This window comes from Bradyrhizobium sp. LB8.2 (assembly GCF_040548035.1).
Lineage (GTDB): Bacteria > Pseudomonadota > Alphaproteobacteria > Rhizobiales > Xanthobacteraceae > Bradyrhizobium.
This window is the reverse complement of sequence record NZ_JBEPQV010000024.1, coordinates 1-13,267: the sequence shown is the minus strand read 5'-3', so window position 1 is coordinate 13,267 and position 13,267 is coordinate 1. Positions and strand designations below refer to the sequence as shown.

Sequence of the window (13,267 nt, the reverse complement as noted above, 5' to 3'; positions counted from 1 at the left end):
GCTGGAGGCCCAATATACGACGTATTGCGGCCCCGGGGGAACACGCGTCAGCCGCGGAATATCCTTAATATTGCAGCCCCCTGCCGCCTCGGTTGGCCCGGCTTATGACGCTTTGACGCTGGCCGGCCGCCGGGCCGGGATGGTCATGGCGGCAACGCCGAGGACGACGCAGGCAAGGCCGATCCAGGCGGTCCGGCTCAGGCTCTCGCCGAGGAAGGCGACGCTGATGGCAACCCCGATGGGCACGCGGAGATAGGCCTGCGCGGTGGTGCCGACCGAGCCCAGGGTCTGGATCAGGCGGAAATAGATCACGAAGGCCGCGGCGGTCGAGAAGGTCGCAAGCGCGAGCAGCGCCAGCACCGAGCTCTGGGAGGGAGACAGCGTCCAGGGCTGTTCGATGATCAGCGAGGCCGGGATCAGTGCAGCCGCCCCCGCCAGCAGCGAGCCGGCCGCGGGCGCCATGGGATCGAGGTCCTTGAAGCTGCGGCCGAAGATCGCGGCGCAGGCATAACAGATGGTGGCGGCGACGATCGCGGCCTCCGCGACGAGACCGCTGCCGATATCATGGAACGCATCGACGCCGACGATCAACAGGATGCCGGCCATGCCGGAGACCACACCGACCAGCTTTCGCGGTGTCGTCGCCTCGTGACGGGTCACAATGGCTGTGAGCAGGAAGGTGAAGATCGGGGCGGCCGAGTTGAGGATGGTCGCGAGCGACGCGTCGAGATGGCGCTCGCCCCAGGCGATCAGCGTCCAGGGAATGACGCTGTTGAGCACGGCCTGGAAGGCAAAGCGCTGCCAGGTCGCGCCGTCTGTCGGCATCCTGATGCCCCTCGCCCACATGATCGCGAGCAGCAGCAGGCCCGCAATCGTGGTGCGCGCTGCGATCAGCGTGATCGGCGGAATGGTGGCAACGCCGAGCTTGATGAAGGTGTAGGAGCCGCCCCAGAGCGTTGCGAGCGCGACCAGCAGCGCCAGCTCGACGGCGACATTGTTGTCCTGCCGGTTGTCCATGTCGCGCGCTCCGTTCCGTTGTCAGGGACGGAAACTAGCGCGTCTGCCCTCGCCAATACTTCGTTGTGTATCGAAGTGTCCTAGCCGACCGCCCCAACCTCGAACACCTCGCCGTCATAGCCGGCCTCGCGGGGGATGCGGAGCTGGCGGCCGGTTTCGGTCCTGGTCATGACAGGCATCACCGTCACGACGGACATGCCGCGGGCGTGCTCCAGCGCCGCGCTCACGCTCGACTGCTTGGCGAGCCGGATCAAATTACGTGTGGTCGGGAATGGCAGCTTGAAGCGGCCGCTCTCGCCGCCCTCCACCGCCTCGCGCGGCGAGACCCAGATCGAGTCGGTCGATTCCCGGCCGTCATGCGCGCCGAGCTGGTCGGGCGGGGCTGCGGCGAGGAAGAACCAAGTGTCGAAACGTTTTGGCATGCCCTCGGGCGTGATCCAGTGCGCGTAAGGCAAGAGCGTATCGAGCGCGAGCTGGAGACCGTTGTCGGCCAGAATGCTCAGGAAGCTGACCTTGTGCTCGTTGAGCGCGACGCGATGCGCATCGGCGATCTCGCCGGCGCGCCTGGCGTCAACAGGCGTGCCCGAATCCTTGGACCGTGCCAGCAAAATGCCGCTCTCCTCAAAGGTCTCGCGGATCGCGGCGATACGAAATCCGCGGTCCGATTCACTCAGGCCCTCGCCGCCCGAATACAGGTCGGAGCGCTTGACGATCTCCTGATCTCCGGCATCGACGCTGCCGCCGGGAAACACCAGCGCGCCCGAATTGAACTCGATCTGATGATGGCGGACCATCATGAAGACTTCGATTTCCTTCGCTGCTGCTCCGTCGCGCAGCAGGAGGATCGTCGACGCGGGACGTGATGCTGAGGCCTCGACCATCAACTAACCTGCGGCGCTGGATTGCGGCCCAAGATTGGCGCGCTTGTCGATTCGGGCGACGCGCGACAGCAGGTACTCGACCTCCGCCTTCGCCGTCGGCGTGATGGTCGCGGCGGGCTTGCGCTGGGCGCTGGAGGCGATGATGCCGCGCTTCTGCAGCACGTATTTGCGCACGGCAAGGCCTGCACCCGGCTGCTGCTCGTAGCGGATCAGCGGCAGATGCGCGTCAAACAGATCATGCGCGGCGTCGCGCTTGCCGGCCTTCGAGAGGTTCACGACATCGATCAGAAGCTCGGGGAAGGCGTAGCCGGTCATGGCGCCGTCGGCGCCGCGCTCCATCTCGAAATCAAGGAACGTGCCGCCATTGCCGCAGAGGATCGAGAGCGGTCGCAGCGAGCCGTCCTTCTGGAAGCTGCGCAGCGTCGAGATCTTTTCCAGGCCCGGCCAGTCCTCGTGCTTGAGCATCACGCAGTTTGGATTGTCCATGACGATCTTGCGGATCACGGCGGGGGTGAACACCACCGTCAAGGTCAGCGGATAGTCCTGGAGCACCCAGGGCACGTCGGGACCGATCGCCTCGGCCGCCTGCTTGTAATAGCCGACGATCTGGTCGTCGGTGCGGAGCGACGGCGGCGGCGCGATCATCACGCCGGCCGCACCGGCGTCCATCGAAGCCTTCGCAAGTGAGCGCATGGTGGCAAAGCCCGGCGCGGAGACGCCGACGATCACCTGCATCTTCTTGGCACGCTTGACGAAGCGCACCGCCACCTGCTCGGCCTCGGCGGCATCGAGCTTCGGCGCCTCACCAAGGATGCCCAGCACCGTGACGCCGTCGCAGCCGACCTCCTCGTAGAAATCGGTCAAGCGGTCGATCGAACGCTCGTCGATCCGGCCGTCGTCGTGGAACGGCGTCGGCGCGATTGCGAAGGTGCCCTTGGCGTCGGCAGTAAGTTTCATCAGTCCCTGTATCCTTTGTTCGTCATCCCCGGGGCTCGCGGGTTGCGCGCTCCGGGAGACCATGGCCTAAAACCGTCGCGCGCCCATCTTGATCTGCTCTTCGGAGAAGAAGATCTCCTTGGCATGCTCAGCGATGTCCCGGGCGTTCCAGCCCGTGTGCGGCGGTTTCCAGCCGTCCATTTCCATCATCCGCATTTCGCGCACGCCGCGGGGCCCGGATACGCCCAGCACCTTGCCGGTCTGATCGCCCGACAAATCGCTGACCATGTATAGCACGGCCGGCGCGATGCCGTCCGGCCCCAGCGCCGCACCGGGGTTCTCCTTATAGCGGGGCAGGTCTGCGGTCATGCGGGTCAGCGCGCCCGGCGCGAGCGTCCAGATCCGGATGTTGTATTTCCGGCCCTCGATCGCCAGCACGTTGGACAGGCCCCAGATGCCGCCCTTGGCCGCGCCGTAATTGGTCTGGCCGAAATTGCCGATCAGGCCCGAGGTCGAGGAGGTGTTGACGATGACGCCGCCGCCGTTTTCCCGCATCCAGCGAAACACCGGCAGGGTGCAACAAAAGGTGCCCTTTAGATGCACTTTGATGACCCTGTCCCAGTCGGACTCGCTGGCCTTGGAGAAGGTCTGATCACGTAGAATGCCCGCATTGTTGACGAGGATGTCGGCGCGGCCAAAATGCTTGATGGCGTCGTCGAACACCGACTGGCCGCCCTCCATCGTGGAGATGTCGGCGCCGTTGGCGACGGCCTTGCCGCCTTCGGCCTTGATCGCATCCACCACGAGCTGCGCCATCGATTTGTCGGCGCCGGAGCCGTCACGGGGGCCACCGAGGTCGTTGACGACGACGGAGGCCCCTTCCCGCGCGAACAGCTTTGCATAGGCCTCACCGAGCCCCCCGCCCGCGCCGGTGATCAGCGCAACCTTGCCGTCGAGTAGTCCCATGGTGGCGTCTCCCTGTTGTTTTTTTGTGTCCCGGACGCGATGCAGCGTGCAACGCTGCGTCGCAGAGCCGGGACCCAGCTCTTTCTTTGCTTGGGCTCGCTAGACCCCCGGCTCTGCAGCGCACCGCTGAAGAAGCGCTGCGCTGCGTCCGGGGCACGAGACCGCCCTAACCCAGCACCGTCTTGCCGTTCTTGATCACGGTGACGCCGCGCGACTTCACCTTGGCTTCGAACGAGATCGTGTTGCCGTCCTTCCAGAGGTCCATTGTCACGGTCTCGCCGGGATAGACCGGCGAGGAGAACCGCGCGACGTGCTCGCGGAAGGCGGAGGCGTCGTAATCGGCATAGGTCTGGAGCACGCCGCGGCAGGTGATGCCGTAGGTGCACATGCCGTGCAGGATCGGGCGCGGGAAGCCGGCCTTCTTCGCAAATTCGGGATCGGAGTGCAGCGGGTTGCGGTCACCGCAGAGGCGATAGACCAGCGCCTGGTCGGGACGCGTGACGATGTCGACGGTCTTGTCGGGTGAGCGGGACGGGATCTTGTGCGGATCGGGCTGCGTCAGATTCGGCCCGCCAAAGCCGCCATCGCCGCGGGCGAAGCGCGAGGCGACCAGCGTTGCCAGCTTCTCGCCCTTCTCGTTCTTGAGCACGGTCTGGTGACTGATCACTACGCCCTTGTCTTTGCCCTTGTCGTAGACTTCGACGACGGAAGAATCGGCGGTGATGTGCGCGGCGACCGGCAGCGGCTGGTGGAAGGTGATGTCGCGCTCGCCATCGACCACCATCACGCGATTGAGGCTCATTTCGCCGGGCCCTGCGCCCCACGCCGCAACGGAGGCGAACGTCGGCACCACCTTGAGCGGCCGCGGCGTCAACGTGCCCTCGTTGACGAAGGCAAGCTCGTTCTCGTCCATCGGATCGGCGCCGAGGCCGATGCCGTAGGCGTAGAGCATGACTTCGCGATCGCTGTAGGCGTATTTCTGGCCGATGTTTTTCAGGCCTTTGAGCTCTTCGTATCTGGCGGACATTTTGTGTGTTTCCTTCCGGATGGTTCTCATTCCCATGGTGAGGAGGCGCTCTTGCGCCGTCTCGAACCATGAGGATGCCCGAAACGCTTTCTTTGTCGTGGCCATCCTTCGAGACGCTTGCTTCGCAAGCCCTCAGGATGAGGACCGTCCTACGCCGGCGTAAAGAACGGCAGCGGCGCGCCGTCGGTCGGCTTGAACACCACCTTCACCTTCTGGCCGATCTTCAGCTTCTCGAGATCGCAATCGACGAAGTTGGTCTGGAGCGAAGGCCCCTCCTTCAGCGTGACGTAACCGATTGCGTAAGGACCGGTCGGCGACTTCCGCATCAAGCTGTAAGTGTAGATCGTGGCTTCGCCCGAACTCTCCTCCCACACCGTCTTGTCCGAATAACAGAACGGGCAGATCGCGCGCGGGAAGTAGTGCGCTTCGCCGCAGGCGGTGCAGCGCTTGATCATGAACTTGCCCTCTTTGGCCGCGTCCCAGAACGCGGCGGTCTCGGGGTTCGTCGCCGGGGCCGGATATTTCTTTGTCTCGTTCATCACACGCGCTCCAGAATAGCAGTCGAGGCAGCGTGGCGCACGCCCAGCAATCCGCCGGTGCCGTGGGCGATCGCGAGATCGCAGTTTTGAACCTGCACCTTCGGATGCGCCTCACCGCGCAACTGGCGGACCGCCTCAAGGATCTTGGTCATGCCGCCGCGGTTGACGGGATGATTGCTGCAGAGGCCGCCACCGTCGGTGTTGAACGGCAGCTTGCCGACGCCCGAGATCAGATTGCCGTCGGCGACGAACTTGCCGCCCTCGCCTTTCTTGCAGAAGCCAAGGTCTTCGAGTTGCATCAGCACGGTGATGGTGAAGCTGTCGTAGATCGAGGCGTACTTGATGTCCTTCGGCGTGATGCCGGCTTCCTCGAACGCACGCGGGCCGGACCAGATCCCGGCGGAGTAAGTGAGGTCGAGATCCTTGCCGCCGCGCGGGCCCTTCATGGCCTCGCCATGTCCGATCAGTCTGACCAGCGGTTTCTTCAGGCTCTTGGCGATCTCGGGCGTGGTCACGATCAGCGCACCGCCGCCATCTGAGACGACGCAGCAATCCATGCGATGCAGCGGATCTGAGATCATCGGCGAGTTCAGCACGTCCTCGACGGTGACGACGTCCTTGAGCATCGCATGCGGATTGTATTGCGCGTGATGCGAAGCCGCGACCTTGATCCAGGCGAGCTGCTCGCTCGTGGTGCCATAGTCGTGCATGTGGCGCATGGCACACATGCCGTAGGCATTGTGCGTGGTGGCGCCGTAAGCCATCTCGAAATCGGCCTCGGCGCCGGCCGCACGCGGCGGCATCGCCCCGGTGCGCGGTTTCCCTGCCAGCGTGATCAGCGCGATCGAGCACTTGCCCGCGGCGATCGCCTCGGCGGCGTGGCCGAGATGGATGATGTAGGAACAGCCGCCGGTTTCGGTGGAATCGACGTGGCGGAGCTTCTTGGTATTCAGGCCGAGATAATCGACCATCGGCCAGGCGCCGCCGGGCGCGTCGCCCGCGCAGAGATAGCCGTCAACATCGTCCTTGCTGAGCCCGGCATCCTCGATCGCGCCCTTGGCGACCTCGGCATGAAGCTGAGCGGTGGATTTGTCCGGCGCATGCCGGGTCGGGTGTTCAAAAATCCCGGCAATGTAGGCCTTGCCCTTGATGGTCAAAACTTCAGGTCTCCGCTGGCGTTTCTTCTTGCTCCGTTTTTCTGAACCGCGGTGGCCTGATTGGCAAGCGCGGAAATATTCCGTCGGGCGAGAGGGTGGCGGCTTGGCGCAAATGATGCGCCGGTGTCCCGGACGCGCTGCAACGCCTCAACGTTGCCGCGCTCGGGGCACGAGAGCTTCGTTCGGTCCAGGTCGTAAAGGTGTTTTGCCCGACGGCACAAGCGGTTTCGTTTTATCGAAAGCCTGTTTTTATCGAAAACAACCCCATGCACAGTAGAACGGTGGTTGATTTCAAACAGGATTTCGCAGGGTGGGTAAGCGAACCCACCCTGCGAAGTTCTACTCCGCCGCGATCTGCCTCGGCGCGGGCGGCGGGTTGGCAAGATCCGCGGCGAGCTGGGCGTAGCGGGCCTTGGCGTCCGCGACGGCCTTCTCCTTGACCAGGCCGTAGCCGCGGATGCGGTCGGGCAACGAGAGCAGCTCCACCGCGGTGTCGATCGTGAGCGGCGACAACAGGCCGAGCACAGTGGCGACGTCCTTCTCGTAGCCGGTGATCAGGTCGCGTTCGAGCTTGCGGTCGGCGCTGCGGCCGAAGATGTCGAGCGGCGTGCCGCGCAGCACCTTGAATTTCGCAAGCACGCGGAACATCGGAAGCATCCACGGGCCGAACGCGCGCTTCTTCGGGCGGCCGAGCGCATCGACGCCACGGCTAAGGATCGGCGGTGCCAGATTGAAGCTGAACTTGAAGTCGCCCTCGAACTGGTCGCGGAGCTGCTTTTCGAAAGCACCGTCGGTGAAGAGGCGCGCGACTTCGTATTCGTCCTTGTAGGCCAGCAGCTTGGCATAGTTGACCGCGACGGCGCGGGTCAGCGCCTCGTCATAGCCGCCCTGCCTGGCGGCTTCGCTGACCTGGTCCACCAGCTTGCGGTAGCGCTTGGCCATCCGGCCGTTCTGATAGGCGGTGATATGCTTGGCGCGGTGCTCGACGATCTCGTCGAGCGTCATTGCGTCCAGGGTCTTGGGCGCGATGACCTCGTCCGTTCCCTTCAACATATCGGCGAGACGCTGGGGGTCCGCGACCGCGAGACGGCCGAGGCGGAAAGCTTCCTTGTTCATCTTGATCGAGACGCCGTTGACCTCGATCGCCTGCTCGATCGACTCCGCTGACAACGGCAAGAGCCCCTTCTGATAGGCGTAGCCCATCATCATCATGTTGGTGGCGATGCTGTCGCCGAGCAGCTGCTCTGCCGGCTTGGTGAAGTCGAAGAACACGGACTCCTTGTGCAGCGCCGTTTCCAACAACCCATTCAACTTGCGGGTCTGGAAGTTGAAGTCGCGGTTGAGGACGAAGTCGGCGGTGGGAATGACGTGACTGTTGATGATGCCGCGGGTGCGGCTGGTGTCGCAGAGCGAGATCGTGTCCTTGGCGACCGCGACCACCTCATCGGCGGCGAGCACGACATCGGCCGTGCCTGTGACGATGCGCGAGCAAGTCACCTCGGCCGGATGGTCGGACAGGCGCACATGGCTGAGCACCGCCCCGCCCTTCTGCGCGAGACCGGACATGTCGAGGATCATCGAGGCCTTGCCCTCGATATGGGCGGCCATGCCGAGCAGCGCGCCGATCGTCAGCACGCCGGTGCCGCCGACGCCGCCGACCGCAATGTTGTACGGCTTGTCCAAATTGGGGCGCGACGCCGGCTCAGGCAGATCGCCGATATCGCCGACGCGCGCCGGCGCGCGCTTGCGCATCTTGCCACCATCGACGGTGACGAAGGACGGGCAAAAGCCCTTTACGCAGGAATAATCCTTATTGCAGGTCGACTGGTTGATGGCGCGCTTGCGGCCGAACTCGGTCTCCAGCGGCTCGACCGAAATGCAGTTCGATTGCACCGAGCAGTCGCCGCAGCCTTCGCACACCGCGGGATTGATGAGCACACGGCGCGCCGGATCCTCCAGTGTGCCGCGCTTGCGGCGGCGGCGCTTCTCGGCGGCGCAGGTCTGCACGAAGACGATCGCGGAGGCGCCCTTGACCTTGCGCAGCGTTTTCTGGACCGCGTCGAGCTCGTCACGATGCGCGGTCTTGACGCCGGGCGCGATCTCGCTCGCGGGATAGGCGTCGGGATTTTCCGAGACCAGATAGATCTCGCGGATGCCTTCGCTGTGGAGCTGGAAGGTGATCTGCTGCGGCGACAATTCGCCGTCGACATGCTGGCCGCCGGTCATCGCGGTCGCGTCGTTATAAAGGATCTTGTAGGTGATGTTGGCGCCGGAGGCGACCGCCTGGCGGATCGCGAGGCTGCCGGAGTGGAAATACGTGCCGTCGCCGAGATTGGCGAACACGTGCTCTTCCTTGGTAAAGGGGGCAACGCCGACCCACGGCACGCCCTCGCCGCCCATATGGGTGAAGGTCTCGGTGGAGCGATCCATCCACAACGCCATGAAGTGGCAGCCGATGCCGGCAAAGGCGCGACTGCCTTCGGGCACCTTGGTCGAGGTGTTGTGCGGGCAGCCGGAGCAGAAATACGGGGTGCGGGCGACAGGCGCGGTCGCCTGCATCTGCGAAGCCTGGCGGCCGTTGAACCAATCGGCCTTGGCACGCAGCATCGTTGCAATTTCGGGATTGAGATCAAGTCGAAGCAGACGTTCGGTCAGCGAACTGGCCAACGAGGCCACGCTGAGCTCTTCGGCAAAGGGAAGGAAGCGCTTGTCGTGATCGTCCATCTTGCCGATGATGCGGGGACGGACGTCGTCGCGCCAATTGAACAGCTCCTGCTTCACTTGATTCTCGACGATCTCGCGGCGCTCTTCGATGATGAAGATTTCCTCGAGGCCTACAGCGAATTGCCTGACGCCTTCCGGCTCCAGAGGCCAGGGCATGCCGATCTTGTACAATCGAAGTCCGATCTTGGCCGCGACCTCGGGTGTGATGCCGAGCTCACGCAGCGCCTGCCGGATATCCTCGTAGCTCTTGCCGGACGCCATGATGCCATAGCGGGCGTTCGGCGAATCCATGGTGATGCGGTTGACCTTGTTGGCACGCGCAAAGGCGATCGCGGCAAAGCCCTTGTAGTCCTGCAGCCGGCGGTCCTGGGCAAAGCGGTCGTCGGGCCAGCGCAGATTGAGGCCACCCTCGGGCATCTCGAAATCGGTCGGGATCACGAACGGCGTCATCTCGTCCGTGAGGTCGATCTCGGCGGTGGTCTCCACCGTCTCCGTGATCACCTTCATGCCGACCCAGCAGCCCGAGTAGCGCGACATCGCGATACCAAGCAGGCCCATCTCGATCATCTCGTGGACGCTCGAGGGGTAGAGATAGGGCATCAGCGCCGACATGAAGGCGTGGTCGGACTGATGCGGAACGGTGGAGGATTTTGCACCGTGGTCGTCGCCGGCGAGACACAGCACGCCACCGTTCTTGGCGGAGCCAGCGGCATTGCCGTGACGGAACACGTCGCCGCAGCGATCGACGCCGGGGCCCTTGCCGTACCAGATGCCGACCACGCCGTCATACTTGGCGCCGGGCGAGAGGTTGAGCTGCTGCGAGCCCCAGACCGCGGTCGCGGCCAGATCCTCGTTCACGCCGGGCTGGAACTTGATGTTGTACTGCTCGAGATGCTTGCGCGCGGCGAAGAGCTGCTGGTCATAGCCGCCGAGCGGCGAGCCGCGATAGCCGGAGATGAAGCCCGCGGTGTTCAGCCCCGCGGCACGGTCGCGCCGGATCTGGGCCATCGGCAGGCGGACCAGCGCCTGAATGCCGGTTGTGAAAATATGCCCCGTGTCCTGGGTGTATTTCTGATCGAGACTGATCGGACCCTGGTTGATGCCCATTATGTCCTCTTCCGCCCTTTTGAGCGCTTGGCTGCTTAAGCCGTTGCCTGCCCGTTGTTTTTAGCTAGGGCGCGCCGACCATCTTTGCCACTCTATGTCGGATATTTCACGCTCCGCATCACAAATCTGGCCCAGAGACGGCGCCGGGTGATAATCGCAATTTCGTGGCTGCAATGGCATCGGCGATTGTCAATTTGTGTCACGATACCCCCGCCGTCGCGAAACGAATTGACGCCCCGGTCACGCGGGACGGCGTCGATGGGTCGCAGGAGAGGCTTTCGATGCGGACGATTCTGGCTGGCTTGGCTCTCGTGGGTCTGGCGTTGTGCAGTGCGGTTACGAGCGCGGCCCTCGCTTCAGAGCCGTCGCCGGAGCTGATCGCCTACGGCAAAGTGCTGGTTGAGGCCGGCGATTGTGCGGGCTGCCACACCGCCGATCCCGCAAAACCGTTCGCGGGCGGAAAGCGCATCGACACGCCCTTTGGCGCAATCTACGCGCCGAACCTGACCCCGGACCGCGACACCGGCATCGGCGCCTGGACGGATGCCGATTTTACCCGCGCTGTGCGCACCGGCGTCGCACCCGACGGCTCGAACTATTATCCGGCGTTCCCCTATCCCTATTTCACGCGGATGACGAAAGACGACACGCTGGCGATCCGGGCCTATCTCGGAACGCTCGCGGCCGTCACGAGCCGGAACAAGCCGCCTGAGCTACGCTGGCCGTTTGGCTATCGCGGCCTGATGCGGATCTGGAACATGGTGTATTTCAAACCCGGCTTGTTCGAGCCGGACCAGAGCCAGAGCGCGGCGTGGAATCGGGGCGGCTATCTCGTCACCGGGCTCGGCCATTGCGGCGCCTGCCATACGCCGAAGAACTATTTTGGCGCGGACAAGCAGGCGCAAGCACTCTCGGGCAACAAGGTCGGCGGCTGGTACGCACCAAGGCTCGATGGCGCTCCCCGCGCCGGGCTGAAGTCGTGGAGCGTCGAGGACATCACCGAATATCTTCAGAGCGGGCGCAACGCCAGGAGCCATGCCGGCGGGCTGATGGCGGAGGTGGTCGTCAACTCGACCTCGAAGATGAGCGATGCCGATGTGCGTGCGATCGCGGTTTACCTGAAGGGCCTGCCGCCGGCACGGCGCGAGACGATCGTGACGCCGCCTGACGATGCCGAGATGAAGGCCGGCCAGGCGGTCTACGCCAAACTCTGCATTGCCTGCCACGAGGCCGACGGCTCCGGCGCGCCGCGCATCTATCCGCCGCTGCCTGGCAACGCGCTGCTGCAATCGGTCAATCCGTCCTCGACCTTGCGCATCATCCTCGACGGCGCCCACACTGTGACAACGCGGCGCGCGCCCAACACCGGCGAGATGCCGGCCTATGGCAAGCAATTGTCCGACGAAGAGATCGCGGCGGTGACGAACTACATCCGCAATTCCTGGGGCAATGCCGCGCCGCTGGTGACGGCGTCACAGGTCGCCAAGGCGCGAAAGCAGGAGCCGTAGTCAGGGCTTTCGCTCCTCATCGTCCGTGAAGACGAATTTCGGCATCTCCCATTTGTAGCGCACCGCCAGCAGGCGGAAGCTGATGCCGAGGATAAAGGTCAAAATGGTCCAGAGCTCGGTGTTGAGCTTGAGGCCGAAGGCGGTCGCATAGAACAAGCCGGTAACGACCGAGACGCTGGCGTAGAGCTCGGAGCGGAACAGCAGCGGCACGTCATTGCAGAGCACGTCGCGCAACACGCCGCCGGCGCAGCCGGTCACCATGCCGGAGACGATGACGATCGGCAGCGTGGCGTCCATCTGCCAGGCGATATCGCAGCCCGTCATGGTGAAGACGACGAGGCCGATGGCATCGAGCACGATGAAGGCCACCTTCAGCCGGTGCACGAGGCGCGCCATCAGGATGGTGAGGAAAGCGGCGCCGCCAGCCAGCGCGAGGTAGATTGGGTTTTGCACCCAGGCCAGCGGATAGTGACCCAGGAAGAGATCGCGCAAGGTGCCGCCGCCGAGCGCCGTGATGCAGCCGAGGAAGCAGACGCCGAGCCAGTCCATGCTGCGGCGGCCGGCTGCGAGCGCGGCGCTCATGCCTTGCGCTGCAACCGCGACCAGCGACAGCAGGTGCAGCACGCTATCGCTCGGCGGCAAGCTCCACATCGTTCAGTTCCTCCCTATGCCACGGAACTTACGCTTCGGGTTCCCAGGCGAACAGGTTCCCGAAACATGCGACGAAAGCATAATGGGGAATGGAACAGAATCTCGCACCTGAGGGTTGTCCGAGGGCAATAATCGAGGAGACCAAATCGATGGCTGACGACCGTTTTACCAACGATCCGTATCGCCCGAATCTCGCCGATGATGAGTATCGCAACGCGGCGCGACGGGATGCCCAGCTTCAGGCCGATCCCGAGCTTGGTGAAGGCCCTGCCTCCAGCGGCAAGGTTGCGATGTTTGCAGTAGCAATTGCGCTGGTGCTGGGTGCCGTATTCTACGGCCTGAACAACACACACACCGGCAACGAGGCGAGCAACGCGCCGGCGACGCAGACTGCGCAGCAGGCGCCGTCGGCCAATCCGGCGGCACCTCCCGGCATGCGCGACGTGACGCCGCCGCGCACCAACACCGGGCCTGGCGTGACCACGGGCGCCGCGCCGAGCAAGCCGGCCCCGGATACCCAGAAGCCGTCTGACGGCGCGAAGTAACGATTTGCAACAACATGCAACAGCGGCGGGACTCACGTCCCGCCGTTTTCGTTTGCCTCTACCGTCTGAGCATGATCTTTTCGGAGAACCGCTGCACACTTCTCCGGATCATGCTCTAGGGTCTGTTGGGATTCAGGATTCTCATCGGGGCTTGGTTGTGATTCAAGCTTGGGATGGACCGATTCGTTTTGACTGACGCCCAATGGGCG

At 64.1% G+C, this 13,267-nt stretch carries 11 protein-coding genes; 2 read left to right on the top strand and 9 right to left on the bottom strand.

The genetic code is table 11. The features are described 5' to 3' along the window. Positions 1-102: 102 nt before the first annotated feature. From ABIB06_RS25785 to ABIB06_RS25750, 8 genes are all read right to left on the bottom strand, one after another. Entirely contained in the window at positions 103-1,017 is a 915-nt protein-coding gene (locus ABIB06_RS25785) for a DMT family transporter (RefSeq protein ID WP_354069338.1), read from the bottom strand. An 80-nt stretch (positions 1,018-1,097) separates the two neighbouring features. Further along, positions 1,098-1,898: an NUDIX hydrolase gene (locus tag ABIB06_RS25780; RefSeq protein WP_354052127.1), complete on the bottom strand. Its 801-nt coding sequence runs from the start codon at positions 1,896-1,898 to the stop codon at positions 1,098-1,100. A gap of 3 nt (positions 1,899-1,901) precedes the next feature. Further along, positions 1,902-2,855 carry a dihydrodipicolinate synthase family protein gene (locus ABIB06_RS25775; RefSeq protein ID WP_354069336.1) on the bottom strand — a complete coding sequence of 318 codons (954 nt, stop codon included), beginning with the start codon at positions 2,853-2,855 and terminating at the stop codon, positions 1,902-1,904. Between the two features lie 66 nt (positions 2,856-2,921). Further along, the gene (locus tag ABIB06_RS25770; RefSeq protein ID WP_354052124.1) at positions 2,922-3,800 is read right to left on the bottom strand and encodes an SDR family oxidoreductase; all 879 of its coding nucleotides are present in this window, start codon (positions 3,798-3,800) and stop codon (positions 2,922-2,924) included. Positions 3,801-3,966: 166 nt separating this feature from the next. After that, positions 3,967-4,827, bottom strand: a complete 861-nt coding sequence (locus ABIB06_RS25765) for a MaoC family dehydratase (RefSeq protein ID WP_354052122.1) — start codon at positions 4,825-4,827, stop codon at positions 3,967-3,969. 149 nt (positions 4,828-4,976) lie between these two features. Further along, positions 4,977-5,366 (bottom strand): Zn-ribbon domain-containing OB-fold protein, encoded by a 390-nt coding sequence (locus tag ABIB06_RS25760; RefSeq protein WP_354052120.1) that lies wholly within the window; start codon positions 5,364-5,366, stop codon positions 4,977-4,979. Beyond that, positions 5,366-6,523 carry a thiolase family protein gene (locus ABIB06_RS25755; RefSeq protein WP_354052118.1) on the bottom strand — a complete coding sequence of 386 codons (1,158 nt, stop codon included), beginning with the start codon at positions 6,521-6,523 and terminating at the stop codon, positions 5,366-5,368. Before ABIB06_RS25755 ends, ABIB06_RS25760 begins: the two co-directional genes overlap by 1 nt. A 339-nt stretch (positions 6,524-6,862) precedes the next feature. Beyond that, the gene (locus ABIB06_RS25750; RefSeq protein WP_354052116.1) at positions 6,863-10,354 is read right to left on the bottom strand and encodes an indolepyruvate ferredoxin oxidoreductase family protein; all 3,492 of its coding nucleotides are present in this window, start codon (positions 10,352-10,354) and stop codon (positions 6,863-6,865) included. Positions 10,355-10,635: 281 nt separating this feature from the next. On the opposite strand from ABIB06_RS25750, the gene ABIB06_RS25745 reads away from it, so the two are divergent. Then, on the top strand, positions 10,636-11,862 hold the full coding sequence (locus ABIB06_RS25745) for a c-type cytochrome (protein WP_354052114.1): 1,227 nt from the start codon (positions 10,636-10,638) through the stop codon (positions 11,860-11,862). Here the strand turns inward: ABIB06_RS25745 and ABIB06_RS25740 are convergent, their stop codons facing one another. Further along, entirely contained in the window at positions 11,863-12,513 is a 651-nt protein-coding gene (locus ABIB06_RS25740) for a trimeric intracellular cation channel family protein (protein WP_354052112.1), read from the bottom strand. It abuts the gene before it with no gap. Positions 12,514-12,662: 149 nt separating this feature from the next. On the opposite strand from ABIB06_RS25740, the gene ABIB06_RS25735 reads away from it, so the two are divergent. Next, a complete protein-coding gene (locus tag ABIB06_RS25735; RefSeq protein WP_247341251.1) occupies positions 12,663-13,058 on the top strand; it encodes a hypothetical protein in 396 nt (131 codons plus the stop codon). Positions 13,059-13,267: the final 209 nt, after the last annotated feature.